Below are 17,528 nucleotides of genomic sequence, written 5' to 3' on the forward strand. Positions count from 1 at the left end.
ACGACGCAAGCTTGTTCCCAAATTGACGCCGCCGTGGCAAATCCCTTCTCGTTAGCTGGCCTTCAGTCGTGATCCTGTGAGAAGGCCGCGCTCTTCGAGCACCGGATAGGCCATCGAGGCCAGCAGTGAATTGATCTGCTTCAGGTCGCGGATGGTGTCGAGGTGGATCGAGCTGGTCTCGACGCTTTTGGCGGTGCCTTCGCGCAGCCGCAGGAAATGGCTGGCGCTGGTTTCCTTCTCGCGGTCGCGCAGTTGGTCCTTCTCCAGCACCAGCTGACGCGCCGTTTCGGGGTCGCGCGAGACCAGCACGTTGAAGGCAAGCCTTGCATTGGCCAGCACCGAGCCGTGGAAGGCGCACAATTCGCTCCAGCCCTCGTCGGTGAACTCCAGCCCGCGATCGACCTTCTTCTTCACGTGCACCAGCATGTTGCGCACGATGATGTCGCCGACCTGCTCGAGCTTGACGCAGGCGCCGATCAGTTCCTGGCAGCGCAGCGCCTCGTCCTCGGTCAGCGGGTTCTTGGTGACCTTGGCGAGGTAGAGTTTGATCGCCGCATGCTTGCGGTCGACACGGTCGTCGAGGGCGGCCAACGCCTTGATCTTGTCGGTGTCGGCACTCTCGTAGAGCTCGATGATGCGCTTCAGCATGATCTCGACTGTCTCGCAGACCCGCACCACCTCGCGCGTCGCATTGGCCAGCGCCTGGCTCGGCACATCCAGCGCGCTCTCGTTGAGCGCGGACAATTCGATGACGTCGAGCGAGGCGGCCGGCGCTGCCTTGGTGCCGAGCGCGACGATCTTCTCCGAGGCGCGGTAGACGAAGCCGGCCAGCGGTAGGCCGGCCAGCAGGATGATGACGTTGAACAGGATGTGGGCGTTGACTATCTGGTCGGCCGCCGTCGCGCCGAGGAAGCCGACATGCGGCCGGACGATCATGAACAGGACCAGCATGACCAGCGAGCCCAGCCCGCGCATCAGCAGATTGCCGATCGGCACGACGCGCACAGCGGGCCCGGCTGACCGGGTCAGCATCGGGGCGATGATGGAAGAGCCGAGATTGACGCCGAGGATGAGGACGACGCCGAGTTCAGGGCTGATCAGGCCGCGGCCGGCCAGGGTCGCCATCAAAAGCACCGCGGCGATGCTGGACTGGAACAGCCAGGTGATCAGCGCCGCCAAGAGATAGGCGGTGATGGAATCGCTGGAGAAGTAATTGATGATGACCGGCATGAGCTGGCTGTTGCGCAGCGGCTCCGACGCCTGGCCGATCATTTCCAGCGACAGGATCAAGAGGCCGATGCCGACCAGGATGCGGCCGGTCTGGCGCCAGTCGCGACGCTCGGTGGCCATAAACATCACCGTGCCGGTGATCAGGCAGAGCGGCACCAGCAGCGTGAGGTCGAAAGTCAGCAGCTTGACCACCAGCGCCGAGCCGATCTCGGCGCCGCGCACGGCCAATTGGCCGGCGGCGCCCGAGACGATACCAGAACCGGCGAAGGAGCCGACCAAAAGCGTCACGGCAGTCGAACTCTGCAGGGCGATGGCAAGGCCGGTGCCGGCCAGCACCGCCATGATCGGATTGCGCATGGTGGCGCGCAGCCTGTGGCGCAGCACATCGCCATAGGCGCGCTCGACGCCGGTCTTCACCATGCGGGTGGCAAACAGCATCAGCGCCACGGCGCCGGCCAGATGCAGAAGGACGACGGAGCCGCTCATTTCGGCGCCTGCATGAGGACAGGGCACGCAGTGCGGGCGGCGCGGCGAACAGGCGGAAAAGCAAGGGTTCGAATCATGATCATGACACTGTGAATAATAGCGGGAATATTTTAGCCGGATAATAAAACTTTGTCGATTTCAAGAGGCCGCCGCGTGGCGACAGGCCGTGTCGGGAAATGGACGGGTACGCAAATGGTTGCACAGCCGGGCTTTGGCCGATCCGGAGAACGGCTGCTTTTGCCGAGTGGCCGACACTCGTCTTTGCGATGATGTTCAAATATCTGCAATAAGCAGAAGATTTCATTACACAATTGTAATGCCGGCGTTCAGTTTCAGTTCATCCGTCGGCCGCTATTCCTCGGGCATCGACAACCAAGGAGATTTCTCATGAAGCGCATTGTTCTTTCTGTCCTCGCCGTCTCGATGCTGGCCGCCACCTCACTTGCCGGCCAGGCCGCGCCGATGAACGCGCCGGTCGCGCCGCAGTCGAATTACACCAAGGTCGACTGGCAGAAGCCGGGCCACCACAATGATGTGAGGAAGCGCGTCTTCAAGAAGAAGGTCGTCGTGAAGCGGAACCACTGGCGCAACGGCCAGAAATATTCGGGCTGGAGGCAGCACAAGCCGATCCGCGACTATGGCCGCTACGGCCTGCATCGTCCCGGCCGCGGCCAGGAATGGATCCGCGTCGGCAACGACTATGTGCTGGTGAGTGTCCTATCCGGCATCATCTTCGGCGCGATCGCCGCGCATTAAGCTTCCAGCATTGGCCTGGAAAAGAGGGCGGCCCGCAACGGCCGCCTTTCTTTTTGCCCTGTGGAAACCGGGTATGGCCGGTATTGGGGGTCGTCGGATTTCGCTGGCATGATTATATGGTGGGGAAACGAGTTCCCTCAATGCGCTTTCCGCCCGCCTTTCTCGACGAGATCCGCGACCGCGTGCCGATTTCATCGGTTATCGGCCAGCGCGTCGCGTGGGATCGCAGGAAGACCAACGCGTCGCGTGGCGACTTTTGGGCCTGCTGCCCGTTCCATGGCGAGAAGAGCCCGTCTTTCCACTGCGAGGACAAGAAGGGCCGCTACCATTGTTTCGGCTGCTCGGTCTCGGGCGATCATTTCAAATTCCTGACCGAACTCGACGGAATGAGTTTCCCCGAAGCGGTCGAGAAGATCGCCGACATGGCAGGCGTGCCGATGCCGGTGCGCGACGCCCAGGAAGAGCGGCGCGAGAAGGAACGCGCCAGCCTGACCGACGTCATGGAGATGGCGACCACCTTCTTCCAGGAGCGGCTGCAGGGGCCTGAGGGGGCAAAGGCCCGCGCCTATCTCAGGGACCGCGGGCTGACGCCGGCGACGCAGCAGTCGTTCCGGCTGGGCTACGCCCCGGACAGCCGCAACGCGCTCAAGGAACATCTTGCCGCCAAGGGCGTGCCGAAGGCCGATATCGAAGCCTGTGGGCTGGTGCGGCACGGCGACGACATTCCGGTCTCCTATGACTGGTTCCGCGACCGCATCATGTTCCCGATCCCGGATTCGCGCGGCAAGATCATCGCTTTTGGCGGCCGGGCGCTGGCGCCCGATGCGCTGGCCAAGTACATGAACTCGCCCGATACCGAGCTCTTCCACAAGGGCAACGTGCTTTACAATTTCGCCCGGGCGCGCAAGGCGCTCGCCAAGGATGGCACGGTCATTGCCGTCGAAGGCTATATGGACGTCATCGCGCTGGCGCAGGCCGGGTTCGAGAATGCCGTGGCGCCGCTCGGCACCGCGCTCACCGAAAACCAGCTCGAACTGTTGTGGCGCATGGCGCCGGAGCCGATGCTGTGCTTCGACGGCGACAAGGCCGGGCTGAAGGCGGCATGGCGTGCCGCAGATCTGGCATTACCGTCGGTGCAGGCCGGGCGCTCGGCACGTTTTGCGCTGCTGCCGGAGGGCAAGGATCCCGACGACCTGGTCAAGGCCGAAGGGCCGGACGCGTTCCGCGCCGTGCTCGCCGACGCGCGGCCGCTGGTCGACCTGTTGTGGATGCGGGAGACTGCGGGCGGTGTCTTCGACACGCCGGAGCGCCGGGCGGAACTGGGAAAGACGCTGCGGGAGTTGACCAGCCGCATCCGCGACGAAAGCACGCGCTATCACTATCAGCAGGAAATGCGTGAGCGGGAAAAGAGCTTCTTCGGCTCGCAGCGCGATACACGGCAAGGGCGCCAGGACTGGAAACCGGGGCAGGGCAAGGCAGCCGCACCCGGTGGGCAGTTCGCCAAGCCTGGTGGCGGCCGCATGGCGATCACCGAAAGCCTCGGCCAGTCGGCGCTGGTCAAGCGCGGCAGCGAGGGCATGTCGGTGCGCGAGGCGACGATCATCGTGGCGCTGGTCAACCATCCGGCGCTGATCGACGAGAATTTCGCCCATGTCGAATTTCTCGACCTCGCCAATTCCGAACTGCAGCGGCTGCACGCCGCCATCCTCGACGCGATGGCGCATGACATGGCCAATGACCGCCACGCCTTGGTGGCGACGATCGAGCGTGCCGGCTGCGCCGAGATCTGGGAGCGCGCCGTCGGCCTGATCCGGCGGGCACGGCAATGGCCGGCGCTGGAGACGGCAGCACTCGACGACGCCCGCGACGCTCTGAACCAGGCGCTGCACTTGCAGCGCAGCGCGCGCACCTTACATAAGGAGCTGAAACAGGCGGAAGCGGCGCTCGAAGCAGATCCATCGGACGAAAACTTCCGCCATCTGATCGAAATTCAGGCGCAATTTCAGGATGTACAGGCGACGGAAGCGCTGATCGAAGGATTCGGCGTTTCGTCGGGCAGGGCTGGGCGAGCCTAAGTGCAACTGAGTGCAGGAATGAGAGCGTGGCCGGGCTTCCCAGGGGAGCAAGGCGCGCTAAGTCGGGTAATTGATTCGCTTTTTTCATGCGAATCATGCCAGAGGCGCTTGACCTTCAGACAGAATGGCGGAATCAGGACGATTCGAAACGTTAACCCGCACCCGCGCCGACGGGAAATGAGCGATGTGAGGTACTGGTCACTGGACAGGCAGGCCGCCTGCCACAGATATCAGGGTTAATCTGGACTTAACGATCAATGAAGTTAGTGGCCCGGTGAAGCGCGTTTCGAAACGAGCCTATCCGATTTGACTGGTCCGACAGCTTACGCGGCCCCGATGCCCGGCCGCTAGGAGAAGATAAAAATTATGGCGACTAAGGAAAAGGAAGAGGTCGAGACCGAACGCGAAGGCGCCACCGATGGCCCTCTGCTCGACCTTTCCGATGATGCTGTCAAGAAGATGATCAAGGCCGCCAAGAAGCGCGGCTATGTCACGATGGACGAGCTGAATTCGGTGCTGCCTTCCGAGGAAGTGACCTCCGAGCAGATCGAGGACACGATGGCGATGCTGTCCGACATGGGCATCAACGTCGTCGAGGATGACGAGCAGGGCGAAGAGGCCGAGGCCGGCGACACCGCGGCGGACGCCGAGGAAGACGCCAACGAGCTGGCCGAACAGACCGGCACGGCGGTCGCCGCCACCACCACCAAGAAAGAGCCGACCGACCGCACCGACGATCCGGTGCGCATGTATCTGCGCGAAATGGGCTCGGTCGAGCTGCTGTCGCGCGAGGGCGAAATCGCCATTGCCAAGCGCATCGAGGCCGGTCGCGAGACGATGATCGCGGGCCTGTGCGAAAGCCCGCTGACCTTCCAGGCCATCATCATCTGGCGCGACGAGCTCAACGAATCCAAGATCCTGCTGCGCGAGATCATCGATCTCGAAGCGACCTATGCCGGCCCGGAAGCCAAGCAGGCGCCGGTGGTCGAGCGCATCGAGGAAGCGCCGAAGGCCGAGGAAAAGCCGCGCCGCGGGCGTGACGATGAAGACGACATCACCAATGTCGGCGCCGATACGCGCGGCATCGGGGACGATGACGAGGAAGACGAGGACGAGGCGAGCCTGTCACTGGCGGCGATGGAAGCCGAACTGCGTCCGCAGGTGATGGAGACGCTCGACGTCATCGCCGACACCTACAAGAAGCTGCGCAAGCTGCAGGACCAGCAGGTCGAGAACCGTCTGGCCGCCGCCGGCACGCTGTCGCCCAGCCAGGACCGCCGGCTGAAGGAGCTGAAGGACCAGCTGATCAAGGCGGTGAAGTCGCTGTCGCTCAACACGGCGCGCATCGAGGCGCTGGTCGAGCAGCTTTACGACATCAACAAACGCCTGGTGCAGAACGAGGGCAAGCTGTTGCGCCTCGCCGAAAGCTATGGTGTGCGCCGCGAGGAGTTCCTGAAGGAATACCAGGGTTCCGAGCTCGATCCCAACTGGACGCGCGCGATTGGCAATCTGACCTCGCGCGGCTGGAAGGAATTCACCAAGAACGAGAAGGATGCGATCAAGGACCTGCGCGCCGAGATCCAGCACCTGGCCACCGAAACGGCGATCTCGATCCTGGAATTCCGCAAGATCGTCAACCAGGTGCAGAAGGGCGAGCGCGAAGCCGCGATCGCCAAGAAGGAAATGGTCGAGGCCAATCTGCGCCTCGTCATCTCCATCGCCAAGAAATACACCAATCGCGGCCTGCAGTTCCTCGACCTGATCCAGGAAGGCAATATCGGCCTGATGAAGGCGGTCGATAAGTTCGAATACCGCCGCGGCTACAAGTTCTCGACCTACGCGACATGGTGGATCCGGCAGGCGATCACGCGTTCGATCGCCGACCAGGCGCGCACCATCCGCATCCCGGTGCATATGATCGAGACGATCAACAAGATTGTGCGCACCTCGCGCCAGATGCTGCACGAGATCGGCCGCGAGCCGACGCCGGAAGAGCTGGCCGAAAAGCTCGCCATGCCGCTCGAAAAAGTGCGCAAGGTCTTGAAGATCGCCAAGGAGCCGATCTCGCTCGAAACGCCGGTCGGCGACGAGGAGGATTCGCATCTGGGCGATTTCATCGAGGATAAGATGGCGATCCTCCCGATCGACGCGGCGATTCAGGCCAATCTGCGCGAGACCACCACGCGGGTTCTCGCCTCGCTGACACCGCGCGAGGAGCGTGTGCTGCGCATGCGCTTCGGCATCGGCATGAACACCGACCACACGCTGGAAGAAGTCGGCCAGCAGTTCTCGGTCACCCGCGAGCGTATCCGCCAGATCGAAGCCAAGGCGCTGCGCAAGCTCAAGCACCCGAGCCGGTCGCGCAAGCTGCGCAGCTTCCTCGACAGCTGAGACAGACCGACAGCAAAATCTAGAAGGGCGCCACTGGCGCCCTTTTTCGTTTGTGGCGCGCGCTCTTGCAGCTCGCAGCCTTCGGGAGGATAATTTCCAGGTCGGATGCATTTTCTGGGCGACAACCCGGATGCCCGCCCCGGCGAAGATGCCGTGCTCCGTGGCCCCGGAGGGAGGTGTGCCATGACAAGCTACATCGTGCTGATGAACTGGACGGAGCAGGGCGCGAAGAACGTGCGCGACTCGCCGAAGCGGCTCGATGCCGCCAGGAAGCAGCTGGGCGACATGGGCGGCTCGTTCAAGGCGTTCTACCTGACGATGGGTGAATACGACATGGTGGCGGTGGTCGAAGCACCCGACGATGCCGTCCTGGCACGTTTCTCGCTGATGCTTGCGGCGGCCGGCAACATACGGACGCGGACGCTGAAAGCCTTTCCCGAATTCGCCTACCGCGAGATCATCTCGTCGCTTGGATAGCAAGCGGCAGGTTTGAAGGCGATGACAAGGGTATCCGGCCTGACGGCGCTTTGCCGCAGGACAGGACGCTTCGCCGTGATAGACTGCGGCCAGGGGAACGCGATGAAGAAAGTCTCGATACTGGCTGCCAGCCTTGCCTTGATATCGTCGATGCCTTTCGCCGCAGGTGCTGCCGCGCAAAAACCGGTCGGCATGGCCAATCCGGCATCCGCCCATTGCGGCGAGATCGGCGGGCGCCTGGTGATCAGGAAGGACAGAGCCGGCAACGAATACGGGTTTTGCCGGCTGCCCAAAGGGCGCCTGTGCGAAGAGTGGGCGCTGTTTCGCGACAACAAATGCATCGGGCCAAAGGCGGCGATGGGCGGCAAATGAAATGCGCGCTGTCATAGGGTGAGATGATGTCCGAAACACATTCGCATCTTTGGCCCGGCGTGCCGCTCGCCCTTGGCTCGGCCGCTCTGTTCGGCGCGACGCCGCCGCTTTCCAAGCTGCTGCTCGATGCCGTGAACCCCTTCATGCTGGCTGGCCTGCTCTATCTCGGCGCCGGTCTCGGCCTCGCTCTCTATCGCTTGCTTCGCGGCAAGCAGGCGGCGGCTGGCGAACCGCAACTGGCCGCCCGGGATATCCCTTGGCTGGCGCTTGCAATCGGCATGGGTGGCATCCTCGCGCCGGTGCTGTTGATGTTCGGCCTCAGCCTCAACACGGCATCCAGTTCAGCGCTGCTGCTCAACCTGGAAGGGTTGGCGACGATGGCGATCGCCTGGCTCGTCTACCGCGAGAATGTCGACCGGCGCCTGCTTTTCGGCGCCTTCGCCATCCTGGCGGGCGCGGTGCTGTTGTCGTGGGACGGCGGCGGCGTTGCCTTCAACCCGGGCGCCCTGCTGGTGGCGGGGGCTTGCGTGGCCTGGGGGCTGGACAACAATTTCACGCGTAGGATTTCAGCCACCGACCCCGTGGTGATCGCCATGCTGAAAGGCCTGGTGGCGGGTGCAGCCAATGTCGGGTTGGGGCTGGCTGCCGGGGCGTCGTTTCCCACGACGCCCATTGTCGCGGCCACGGCCGCGGTCGGCTTCCTCGGCATCGGCGTCAGCCTGGTGATGTTCATCCTGGCGCTGCGCCATCTCGGGACGGCGCGCACAGGCGCCTATTATTCGCTGGCTCCGTTCATTGGTGCGCTGCTGGCCATCGCCATGCTGGGCGATGCCGTCACACTCAAGCTGGGGATCGCGGGGCTTCTGATGGGCGTCGGCCTGTGGCTGCATCTGTCGGAACGCCACGACCATGAGCATGACCATGAGGCGCTAGAACACGAGCACAGCCATGTGCATGACGAGCACCACCAGCACGATCATGACGGGCCTGTGAGTGAGCCGCATTCGCATTGGCACCGGCATGCGCCGATGCGCCACCGGCATCCGCATTATCCGGACCTGCATCATCGGCATAGCCACGGCTGAGCATGCCAAGATCATGCTCAAGCAAACACCCAAGCCTGAACTGACCGTCTGGTACAACACGCGTTGCCCTGTCTGCGATGCGGGCATCATCTGGCAAAAGCGGCGGCTGATCGAAGCGGTCAAGGCCGGGCGGATCGAGTTTCGCGACATCAATCTGGAGCCGGCGGCGCTTGGCCGTTTTGGCGCCTCGCTGGAAGACATCCGCCGCCGGCTGCACGCCACCGACGCGGCCGGCCGGCTGCTGGTCGGCGCTGATGTCGCGATTGCCATATGGCGGGCGACACCGGGCGAGGGCTGGCTGGCCACGCTTTTCGGCAATCCGATGGCCTTGCCGCTGACACGCCTTGCCTATGATCGCTTCGCCGACCTGCTCTACGCCTGGAACCGGCGCAAGGGCCGCTGGTAATCCTTGTCTTGCCTGTCGCCTCTCGCAGCGTTGACTTCAATCAATGCTGCCCCGCTCGATAGCACCGACTATGGAACCATCACTTTTGATGAGGGTCTGGGATGGAGAAGATCGACTTCAAAAAAATCATGAAGGCGTTCTGGCAGCCTCCTGCCGGTGTGTTTTCCCTGGTCGATGTTCCCAAGCTGCAGTTTGCGATGATCGACGGCAAGGGTGACCCGAATACCTCCGAAGAATACCGGCATGCGATCGAATGGCTCTACTCGGTGAGCTATCCACTGAAGTTCATGTCGAAAAAGGAACTCGGCAAGGATTATGGCGTGGCTCCGTTGGAAGGCCTCTGGTGGGCCGAGGACATGTCGAGCTTCCTGACGGGCGACAAGGATCTCTGGTCGTGGACCATGATGATCATGCAGCCGGACTGGATCCCAGCCGAAATGTTCGAGGCGGCTCTCGAAAAGGCGCGCGCGAAGCTCGGCCAGCCGCCCGAAAGTCTCAGATTGCAGTCCTTTCACGAAGGGCTGGCGGTGCAGATCATGCATATCGGACCCTATAGCGCGGAAGGGCCTACGATCCTGCGCCTGCATGAGGAATTCCTGCCCGCCAACGGTCTCGTCGAAAGCGGGAAGCACCACGAGATCTACCTGGGTGACCCCCGCAAGGCGGCACCAGAAAAACTGAAAACGGTGATCCGCCAGCCGGTCACGAAACGATAGACCTGACGACACCGCAGGTCGAAGGGGCCTGAAGGTACCTTCGAGCCCGATGTCAGACGCTCGCGCAATGGTCGTCGACCCGCGAAGCGCCTTCTAGCCGCGTGTCCGGCGAAAGCAAGCCTCTGGTTCCATGCCTCGATACATCGTAAGATATATCTTGACTCCGAAAGGGAAGCTGCTTAATTAAGATATATCGTAAGATAGAACTCAAGGAGCAAACATGCACAGACATAGTCATTTCGGCGAACGCATGTTCATGCACATGGCCGGCAAATTCGGTGGCAGAGGGGGCGGCGGCTTTGGTCCGTTCGGCCATGGCGGTCGTGGCGGCGGACGTGGTGGTCCGGGCGACATGTTCCGCGCCGGCCGCATGCTGGCCGACGGCGACCTCAAGCTGATCACGCTGTCGCTGCTGGCCGAGGCGCCGCGCCATGGCTACGACATCATCAAGGCACTGGAAGAGCGCACCAGCGGCATCTACAGCCCGAGCCCGGGCGTGGTCTACCCGACGCTAACCTTCCTGGAAGAGGCCGGCTATGCCGTCTCGTCGAGCGAAGGCAACAAGAAGGTGTTTTCCATCACCGAGGCCGGACAGGCGCATCTTGCCGACAATCGCGAGATGATCGACGGCGTGCTCGACCACCTCGAGCGCTTTGGCCGCAAGATGGCCAAGGCGCGCGATTGGTTCGGCTGGAACGATGATGGCGAGGACCGCCGCGGCGGCCGGGGCGGCCGTGGCGAGCGTTCGGAGACGCGCGACGAATTCCGCGCCATCCGCCACCGCCTGCGCGCTGCGCTGGGCGACATCGTCGATGCCCCGGCCGAAAAGCAGGCCGAGGCGATCGCCATTCTCGAAGCCGCGGCGGAAGCGCTGGAAGCGCTGACGCACCGCTGATCCAGGCGCAACAAACGCATGAAAAAAGCCCGGGGCGACCCGGGCTTTTTTGCGTCAGCGCAGATGCGGATCATTCCTTGCCGACATATTCGCTGATCAGCTTTTCGTTGCGGGCCTTCTCGATCTTGGCGGTCATCTCGGCCGACAGGCGCTCATCGGTGCGGTACTTGACCAGGTTCACGAGGCTGCCCGTGAGCAGAAGGATGCCCATGGCCCAGTAGCCCTTGGTCGACAGGTCGACTGGCGCCAGCCACAGCGACAGGCCGAGCATGAAATAGGCGGCTCCGACCGAGGCGGTGTTGAACATGATGTAGGTCTGATTGGCGTTCATTGGAGTTGTCCGTGGGTTCGATGGTGTTGGGTTGATGGAGTCAGGTCTGCAAAGACCGGTTTCAGTTGATGGTCTTCAGGCGCTCGAGCACGTCCCTGGCGCGCACCCTCACCGCCGGACCGTGTCCAGCATCGGCAAGGCGATCGCGGATCGCTTCGTGACGCAGTTCGCCGTCGATCTCGTCGAGAATGCCTGCCTCCTCGAACGGATCGCTGGCTGCCTTGATGCGGGCGAGCAATTCCTCGGCGTCGTTGAGGCTTGCCGAATGGCCGATCGACCTGACGAGGCGTGACTGCGCCTTGCGCTCGGCATCGATGGCGCGGGCCGAGATCATACCCTGGTTCAAGTCGATGATGCGGCGATGCGCCCGCTCCACCGAAACGCGCATCCGTAACGTCTTTTCGCCAAGGCTCTGCACCGTGGCGCGGCGGACTTCGCGCTCATTCTCCAGTTCGGCGATGGCGGCGGCACCGCTTTCGGCAAGCCCGGTGTTGCCGGCGGCCAGCGCGCTGAGCGTGCGGCTTTCGAGATCGGCGTGGCGTCGTTCGAGCTGGTCGAGACCGGCCTGCTCGGCGCGCTGGCGAACGATCAGCGTGGCGAGTGTCTGCTTGGCGGCGGCAAGGCCCGTCTCGGCGTCGCGGATGCGTTGCGCCAGAAGGTCGATGGCGAAGCGATCCTTCAAGCCGTCCTCGGCCCGTGCGCTGGCGCCGTCGAGCAATGTTCTGATCAGGCTAAGCATGGGTCTTCTCCCTTCGAGTGTTGCCGTGAACAATGTTCACGAAGCCAACATAGCAGGAAATGAACATTGTTCAAGAGGATTTTTGAACGCTGTTCACGAAATCCCGGATGTGGTAAACGGAGGGGCGATCGTGGTTCGAACAGCCCGGGTCGAGGGCAAGGGCATCCATAAGGACAAACATGGCACTGGACAGGGAAGAAATAGGCGAGCGGGTGCTGGCGATTGCCGAGGTGCTGCTCAACGAGGGCGGCATGGACAATCTGAAGGCCAGGACCATCGCCGAGCAGGCGGGCATTTCGGTTGGCTCGGTCTACAATCTGTTTTCCGACCTCGACGGGGTGCATCGTGCCGTCAACATGCGGCTACTCGAACGGTTGGGCGCGGCAGGGGCGGCGGCGATGGCCGATCTTTCCCAGCGCGGCATCACCGATGTGCGCCAGCGCCTGCTGGCACTGGCCAGCGCCTATGTGCGTTTCGTCGAGGCGCATCCGGGCAGCTGGCCGGCGCTGCTCGCCTTCAACAGGCGCCGTCCGACGCTGACCGAGCCGGATGCCTATGAGGCGCGGCTCGACCAGCTGTTCGAGATCATCGCCGGCGTGCTCGCCGGCGGCGACTTCGACCTCGACGACCACACGCGCCGGATCGCGGCCCGCACATTGTGGTCAAGCGTGCATGGCATCGTCACCAGCGGCTATGCCGGCAGGTCCGTTCGCCGGCAGGCCGACGAGATCGACCAGCAGATCGAGCTGCTGGTCGCCGTCTTCATCAGGGGGCTGGAGCACGGCGGCGCATTCGCGCATGCTGGGACAACAGCGTAGTGGCTTGACGTCGAGGGTTGACGCGTCGCTCGGATTCGCGAACGTGGCAGAGCGGGGCAATGAAGAGCCGGATGATGACGACAGTCAACGATTCTACCCCAGCAGCGCGGGAATTATATCTTGATCTCCTGGTCAGGATATTGCTCAACACCATTTACCGGGATCCCGCCATCAACCCGGGGGTCCGTCCGATGGTGGTCGAGCCGTTCAACTCGAAAACCCGCGCGATCGGCAAGGATTGGCCAACCCAAGCTCACACGATGGTCGGCCAGGCTCGCCTCGAGAACTTGCGCAATCTATCGCAGCAGGTGCTGGACGACGGCATCGTTGGCGACTTCATCGAAACGGGCGTCTGGCGCGGTGGCTGCTGCATCCTGATGCGCGGGGTTCTTGCCGCGAACCAGATCCATGACCGCAAGGTCTATGTCGCGGACTCATTCGCCGGCCTGCCGGCGCCAAACGAAGAGCTCTATCCCCGGGATGCCGGATGGAACCTTAACGTGTTCAAGGAGCTGGCAGTCTCGCTGGAGACGGTCAAGGACAATTTCTCACGTTATGGGCTGCTCGACGAGCAGGTCGTGTTCGTGGAAGGGATGTTCAGCGACACGCTGCCGTCGCTGTCGGCCGGGCCGTTCGCGCTGCTGCGGCTCGATGGCGATCTGTACGAGTCGACCATTGTGGCGCTGAATTCCCTTTACCCCAAATTGTCCCGGGGCGGTGTTGTCATCATCGACGATCGCGCCCTCGATCCATGCCAACGCGCGGTGATCGATTTTCGCGATCGACACGGCATCACGGCACCGATGCAGGAGGTCGACTGGACCGGATCCTGGTGGCGCAAGGAATGAAAGTTGTTAGCGAACGCGACGGAGATAGCCGTTGACGTTCCACGTCACATTGGTGCCGAAGTGGTCGCAAAGGCCGGTATCGATTTCATAGTCCTGTCCACGATCGCGCAAGAACAGCTCGACCGCACGGCGCGGGCCGCCCATCAGCCTGGCGACATATTCAGGGCCATAAAGATCGTCGACAATACCGTCCTCGACGACAATATACTCTCCGGCAACCAACCAACGATCGAAGAAGCGGAGCACGGCGAGCGTCGTCTCGCAATGATGGTCCGCGTCCTCGATGACGAACATCGGTCTGAGGAGGTTCTCCATCAGATCCGCCGGTAAGGTTGCCGCCAGGTTGCGACCGTCGCCACGATGAAACGTCACGTCCGGCACGCTGATCGAGGGCGGCGTGATGTCGATCGAGTGAATGACGCAGTCGACCCCGAAGCTGCGCAGGATATCGGCAAACCAGAGCGCGCTGCCGCCCCATTTGGAGCCGATCTCGATCAATGTCCGGGGCTTCTGCTGCCAAAGCAGCATTTGGTACAGCGCCAGATCGAATGGATTTTTGTAGGTGGGCACGCCCTTGTAAGTGTAGCGCATCGCGCCGTCTTGAATGCGCGCAAGCGGTGCACCAAGCAATGCACTTCCGATGGCAAGACGTTCAATCATACGGTTGTCCTTCAAGCCGACGTCAAACCCGATTATCCGGTATGCCGCCGAGAAAAAGCGTGAGCGGGACACTCTTCGATTGGCGGTTCAGAAGGCAGTTGCGGAAGAAACTCGTTGGCCATGAACGGCTTACTGGTACGAAATATCGTCACCCATATTCAAGGACATTCATGGCAGGCAGCGGTATATTGCCGATCGCGATTGAATTCCCATGCGCCCCCCGCAACCCACACCGGTCACCAGGACAGGGGGGAACAGTGAGAGGGGGCTGGAACGCGGCGGCACATTCGCGCATGCTGGAACAACAGCGCCGTGAATCGCGAACTGGGCAGGCCGCGATTGCAGGGCGAACAAGGAGATTTGAGCGATGTCTTTTTTGAAACGTCTTTTCGGCGGCGGCGGTGAAGCGGCCGAGCCCAAGAGTGCGGCACCCGCCAAGCAGGTCGAGCACAAGGGTTTCCTGATCAGCGCCACGCCCTACAAGAACGATGGCCAGTACCAGACGTGCGGCATCGTCTCCAAGGAGATCGACGGCGTGGTGAAAGAGCACAAATTCATCCGCGCCGACCGCTTCGCCGGCCTCGACGACGCCGTCGACATCTCGATCAAGAAGGGCATCCAGCTGGTCGATGAACAGGGCGAGCGGATGTTCGGCTAGGGCTCGGCCACGTGCCGCCAGCATAAATCCAGCTTATCATCACCCCTAGTTTTTGAAGACGTTACAGTGTCTTTCGCCATCTGTAGCTTCGACGCTACAGATGGGAAATGACTGGGATTTGGTGGGTCGATGCAGACACATGCGCGGGTGGTGATTGTTGGCGGCGGGTGCGTCGGCGCGGGCATCCTCTACGGTCTGGCGAAGCGCGGCTGGACCGACATCGCGCTGCTCGAACGCACGCAGCTGACGGCCGGCTCGACCTGGCATGCGGCCGGCCTCGTCCCGTCCTATGCCCGCAACATCAATATTGGCCGGATGATCAACAAGACCATCGAGATCTATGAAGGGCTCGAGGCCGAGACCGGGCAGCCGGTCGGCTGGCACAAATGCGGCCAGCTGCGCATTGCCAATTCCAGGGACCGGCTCGACGAATACAAGAGCTATATGAGCGTGGCCGAGGTTCAGGGCATGCGGGCGCATTTGCTGTCGCCGGCGGAGGCGAGGGCGCTCTGCCCGCTTCTCGACAACAAGCAGATGCTGGGCGCGCTCTATCATCCCGATGACGGCCATATCGCGCCGGCCGACGTGACCCATGCCATGGCCAAGGGCGCGCGGGATCTGGGCGCCAAGATTTATCTGAACACCGAGGTCACCGGCTTTCAGCGAACCGCCGGCGGCGAATGGCGGGTCCAGACGAACAAGGGCGACATCATCTGCGAGCATGTGGTCTGCGCGACCGGCAATTACGCGCGCCAGACCGGCGCGCTGCTCGGCCTCGACATCCCCGCCATCCCGATCCTGCACCAGTACTGGATCACCGAGCCCGTGCCGGAGATCGTCGAGCGCAAAAAGCAGGGACGCGCGGAAATGCCGATCCTGCGCGACGAGGGTTTCGAAGGCTATCTGCGCGAGGAGGGCGACGGCTTCATGTTCGGGCCCTACGAGCGCACCGAACACCTCAAGCTGTTTGCCGAGGATGGCGTTCCAGCCTGGTTCGGCGCCGATCTCGTCGAAGAGGATTTCGAGGCGGTGTCGTGGAACTGGGAGCAGGCAACGCAGCTCGTGCCGGCGCTGGGACGCGCCGGGATCAAGGCCAATGTCCGTGGCCCCTTCCAGATGACGGCGGATGAGCTTCCCCTGATGGGACCGGCCTGGGGCCTGCCCAATGTCTGGCTGGCCGAGGGCGTGCCGGGCGGCATATTGTGGGGCGGCACGATCGGTTATTATCTGTCGGAGCGGATCGTCGAGGGCGGCAACAGCCTCGACATCTCCGATCTCGATCCGCGCCGCTTCGGCGACTACGCCAACAAGGCCTGGACGCGCGAAAAGGTGCGCGAGGCCTGGGGCACGCATGCGGAGCAGAAATATCCGGGACAGGACATGCCCGCCGCCCGACCGCAGAAGACCGCACCGTCCTATGCGCGGCTGACCGAACTGGGTGCGGTCTGGGGCGTGCTCAACGGCTGGGAAATGCCCAACTGGTTCGCGCCCAAGGGCGTCGAGGCCAAGGACCAGTACAGCTGGCGCTGGACCGAAAAGGGCGTGTTCGTCGGCGAGGAGGTGCAGGCCGTGCGCAACGCCGTCGGCCTGGTCGAGATGACGCCGATGACCAAGTTCGAAGTGTCGGGGCCAGGTGCGGCCGCCTGGCTCGACAGGATTCTCGCCAACCGGTTGCCGGCGACCGGACGGGCCGTTCTGGCGCATCACCTCACCGCCGCCGGTGGCGTGCAGGCGGAATATATGGTGGCGCGGCTTAGCGACGATAGTTTCTACCTGATTTCGACGCCGCGCGCCGAGCGCTGGAATTTCGACGATCTCACAAAACTGCTTCCCGCCGATGGCAGCGTCAGCCTGAAGAACGTCACCAACGAGCGCGGCTGCTTCACGGTCGTTGGGCCAAAGGCACGCGAAGTTCTACAGCCGCTGACCGAGATCGACCTGTCGAATGCGGGCTTTCCCTGGTTCGGCGTGAAGAGCGGCAGCGTGGCGCTTGCCAGCGACGTGCGGCTGTTGCGCGTCAACTACGAAGGCGAGCTCGGCTGGGAACTCTATCATCCCATGGCCTACCAGCGGCAATTGCTCGACGCGATGCTGGGAGAGGGCGAGAAACATGGCATGCGCCTCGTCGGCCTGCATGCGCTGGAATCGCTGCGGCTGGAGAAATCCTACCGCGCCATGTATCGCGACATGAATCCCGAGCTCAACGCGCTGGAGAGCGGGCTTGAACGCTTCATCCGTCTCGACAAGGGCGATTTCGTCGGCCGCGACGCGGTCCTGAAATACAAGGCGAGGAACGATCAGCGCAGATCGGTGACGCTCAGAATAGAGACCGACGGCGCCAGCACGCTCGCTTCCGAAGGTCTGTACATCGGCGGCGAGCTGGTCGGGCGCATCACGTCGGGCGGCTATGGCTACACGCTCGGACATGATGTGGCGCTGGCGCTGCTGCCGGAACGTCTCGGCACGCCCGGCACGAGGCTCGACGTCGCGATCCTGGGAGAATGGAAGACCGCTGAGGTCATCGCGGATTCGCCCTATGATCCCACCTCGGCCAGGGCGCGGATGTAGCGCGCCCGCCCTGAAGC

17 protein-coding genes are annotated in these 17,528 nt (G+C 62.8%); 13 read left to right on the forward strand and 4 right to left on the reverse strand.

Translation table 11 applies throughout. The annotated features are described in order from the left end of the window. Positions 1-51: 51 nt before the first annotated feature. Positions 52-1,716, reverse strand: a complete 1,665-nt coding sequence (locus tag JG747_RS12715; protein ID WP_019860486.1) for a Na/Pi cotransporter family protein — start codon at positions 1,714-1,716, stop codon at positions 52-54. A gap of 387 nt (positions 1,717-2,103) precedes the next feature. Here JG747_RS12715 and JG747_RS12720 point away from each other — a divergent pair, with 387 nt between their 5' ends. The 9 genes from JG747_RS12720 to JG747_RS12760 all read left to right on the forward strand — a co-directional run bounded on the left by JG747_RS12720 (position 2,104) and on the right by JG747_RS12760 (position 10,889). Then, positions 2,104-2,472: an RcnB family protein gene (locus JG747_RS12720; RefSeq protein ID WP_202361892.1), complete on the forward strand. Its 369-nt coding sequence runs from the start codon at positions 2,104-2,106 to the stop codon at positions 2,470-2,472. A gap of 140 nt (positions 2,473-2,612) precedes the next feature. Continuing rightward, entirely contained in the window at positions 2,613-4,547 is a 1,935-nt protein-coding gene (dnaG, locus tag JG747_RS12725) for a DNA primase (RefSeq protein WP_202361893.1), read from the forward strand. Between the two features lie 366 nt (positions 4,548-4,913). After that, on the forward strand, positions 4,914-6,938 hold the full coding sequence (rpoD, locus tag JG747_RS12730) for an RNA polymerase sigma factor RpoD (RefSeq protein WP_019860483.1): 2,025 nt from the start codon (positions 4,914-4,916) through the stop codon (positions 6,936-6,938). Positions 6,939-7,121: 183 nt separating this feature from the next. Further along, on the forward strand, positions 7,122-7,415 hold the full coding sequence (locus JG747_RS12735; protein WP_027047268.1) for a GYD domain-containing protein: 294 nt from the start codon (positions 7,122-7,124) through the stop codon (positions 7,413-7,415). Positions 7,416-7,517: 102 nt separating this feature from the next. Beyond that, complete coding sequence (locus tag JG747_RS12740) at positions 7,518-7,787, forward strand: putative hemolysin (RefSeq protein ID WP_064980474.1); 270 nt, start codon at positions 7,518-7,520, stop codon at positions 7,785-7,787. 26 nt (positions 7,788-7,813) lie between these two features. Continuing rightward, positions 7,814-8,872, forward strand: a complete 1,059-nt coding sequence (locus JG747_RS12745; RefSeq protein ID WP_027047267.1) for a DMT family transporter — start codon at positions 7,814-7,816, stop codon at positions 8,870-8,872. A 13-nt stretch (positions 8,873-8,885) separates the two neighbouring features. Continuing rightward, entirely contained in the window at positions 8,886-9,278 is a 393-nt protein-coding gene (locus tag JG747_RS12750; RefSeq protein WP_027047266.1) for a thiol-disulfide oxidoreductase DCC family protein, read from the forward strand. Positions 9,279-9,379: 101 nt separating this feature from the next. After that, positions 9,380-9,994 carry a GyrI-like domain-containing protein gene (locus JG747_RS12755; RefSeq protein ID WP_064980472.1) on the forward strand — a complete coding sequence of 205 codons (615 nt, stop codon included), beginning with the start codon at positions 9,380-9,382 and terminating at the stop codon, positions 9,992-9,994. A gap of 220 nt (positions 9,995-10,214) precedes the next feature. After that, a complete protein-coding gene (locus tag JG747_RS12760; protein ID WP_064980470.1) occupies positions 10,215-10,889 on the forward strand; it encodes a PadR family transcriptional regulator in 675 nt (224 codons plus the stop codon). A gap of 70 nt (positions 10,890-10,959) precedes the next feature. Here the strand turns inward: JG747_RS12760 and JG747_RS12765 are convergent, their stop codons facing one another. Next, the gene (locus tag JG747_RS12765; RefSeq protein ID WP_019860476.1) at positions 10,960-11,220 is read right to left on the reverse strand and encodes a YiaA/YiaB family inner membrane protein; all 261 of its coding nucleotides are present in this window, start codon (positions 11,218-11,220) and stop codon (positions 10,960-10,962) included. Positions 11,221-11,281: 61 nt separating this feature from the next. Then, positions 11,282-11,959 carry a PspA/IM30 family protein gene (locus JG747_RS12770; protein ID WP_064980468.1) on the reverse strand — a complete coding sequence of 226 codons (678 nt, stop codon included), beginning with the start codon at positions 11,957-11,959 and terminating at the stop codon, positions 11,282-11,284. A gap of 179 nt (positions 11,960-12,138) precedes the next feature. Between JG747_RS12770 and JG747_RS12775 the strand changes: the two genes are divergently transcribed. Continuing rightward, a complete protein-coding gene (locus tag JG747_RS12775) occupies positions 12,139-12,777 on the forward strand; it encodes a TetR/AcrR family transcriptional regulator (RefSeq protein ID WP_038648867.1) in 639 nt (212 codons plus the stop codon). Positions 12,778-12,848: 71 nt separating this feature from the next. Continuing rightward, a complete protein-coding gene (locus JG747_RS12780; protein ID WP_202361894.1) occupies positions 12,849-13,625 on the forward strand; it encodes a TylF/MycF/NovP-related O-methyltransferase in 777 nt (258 codons plus the stop codon). 6 nt (positions 13,626-13,631) lie between these two features. On the opposite strand, the gene JG747_RS12785 is transcribed toward JG747_RS12780, so the two are convergent. Then, positions 13,632-14,285 (reverse strand): CmcI family methyltransferase, encoded by a 654-nt coding sequence (locus JG747_RS12785; RefSeq protein ID WP_240564805.1) that lies wholly within the window; start codon positions 14,283-14,285, stop codon positions 13,632-13,634. A 367-nt stretch (positions 14,286-14,652) separates the two neighbouring features. Between JG747_RS12785 and JG747_RS12790 the strand changes: the two genes are divergently transcribed. After that, complete coding sequence (locus JG747_RS12790) at positions 14,653-14,943, forward strand: HlyU family transcriptional regulator (RefSeq protein ID WP_019860471.1); 291 nt, start codon at positions 14,653-14,655, stop codon at positions 14,941-14,943. Between the two features lie 129 nt (positions 14,944-15,072). Further along, on the forward strand, positions 15,073-17,511 hold the full coding sequence (locus JG747_RS12795; RefSeq protein WP_202361895.1) for a GcvT family protein: 2,439 nt from the start codon (positions 15,073-15,075) through the stop codon (positions 17,509-17,511). Positions 17,512-17,528 lie beyond the last annotated feature (17 nt).

This window comes from Mesorhizobium sp. 131-3-5, from assembly GCF_016756575.1.
Classification (GTDB): domain Bacteria; phylum Pseudomonadota; class Alphaproteobacteria; order Rhizobiales; family Rhizobiaceae; genus Mesorhizobium; species Mesorhizobium jarvisii.

What these genes read in the sequence shown, in the direction of transcription:
- JG747_RS12750 (WP_027047266.1), top strand. Translation starts at nt 8,886, where the DNA reads ATGCTCAAGCAAACACCCAAGCCTGAACTGACCGTCTGGTACAACACG.
- dnaG (WP_202361893.1), top strand. Translation starts at nt 2,613, where the DNA reads ATGCGCTTTCCGCCCGCCTTTCTCGACGAGATCCGCGACCGCGTGCCG.
- JG747_RS12755 (WP_064980472.1), top strand. Translation starts at nt 9,380, where the DNA reads ATGGAGAAGATCGACTTCAAAAAAATCATGAAGGCGTTCTGGCAGCCT.
- JG747_RS12715 (WP_019860486.1), bottom strand. Translation starts at nt 1,716, where the DNA reads ATGAGCGGCTCCGTCGTCCTTCTGCATCTGGCCGGCGCCGTGGCGCTG.
- JG747_RS12775 (WP_038648867.1), top strand. Translation starts at nt 12,139, where the DNA reads ATGGCACTGGACAGGGAAGAAATAGGCGAGCGGGTGCTGGCGATTGCC.
- rpoD (WP_019860483.1), top strand. Translation starts at nt 4,914, where the DNA reads ATGGCGACTAAGGAAAAGGAAGAGGTCGAGACCGAACGCGAAGGCGCC.
- JG747_RS12745 (WP_027047267.1), top strand. Translation starts at nt 7,814, where the DNA reads ATGTCCGAAACACATTCGCATCTTTGGCCCGGCGTGCCGCTCGCCCTT.
- JG747_RS12785 (WP_240564805.1), bottom strand. Translation starts at nt 14,285, where the DNA reads ATGATTGAACGTCTTGCCATCGGAAGTGCATTGCTTGGTGCACCGCTT.
- JG747_RS12770 (WP_064980468.1), bottom strand. Translation starts at nt 11,959, where the DNA reads ATGCTTAGCCTGATCAGAACATTGCTCGACGGCGCCAGCGCACGGGCC.
- JG747_RS12795 (WP_202361895.1), top strand. Translation starts at nt 15,073, where the DNA reads ATGCAGACACATGCGCGGGTGGTGATTGTTGGCGGCGGGTGCGTCGGC.
- JG747_RS12720 (WP_202361892.1), top strand. Translation starts at nt 2,104, where the DNA reads ATGAAGCGCATTGTTCTTTCTGTCCTCGCCGTCTCGATGCTGGCCGCC.
- JG747_RS12760 (WP_064980470.1), top strand. Translation starts at nt 10,215, where the DNA reads ATGCACAGACATAGTCATTTCGGCGAACGCATGTTCATGCACATGGCC.
- JG747_RS12790 (WP_019860471.1), top strand. Translation starts at nt 14,653, where the DNA reads ATGTCTTTTTTGAAACGTCTTTTCGGCGGCGGCGGTGAAGCGGCCGAG.
- JG747_RS12740 (WP_064980474.1), top strand. Translation starts at nt 7,518, where the DNA reads ATGAAGAAAGTCTCGATACTGGCTGCCAGCCTTGCCTTGATATCGTCG.
- JG747_RS12780 (WP_202361894.1), top strand. Translation starts at nt 12,849, where the DNA reads ATGATGACGACAGTCAACGATTCTACCCCAGCAGCGCGGGAATTATAT.
- JG747_RS12765 (WP_019860476.1), bottom strand. Translation starts at nt 11,220, where the DNA reads ATGAACGCCAATCAGACCTACATCATGTTCAACACCGCCTCGGTCGGA.
- JG747_RS12735 (WP_027047268.1), top strand. Translation starts at nt 7,122, where the DNA reads ATGACAAGCTACATCGTGCTGATGAACTGGACGGAGCAGGGCGCGAAG.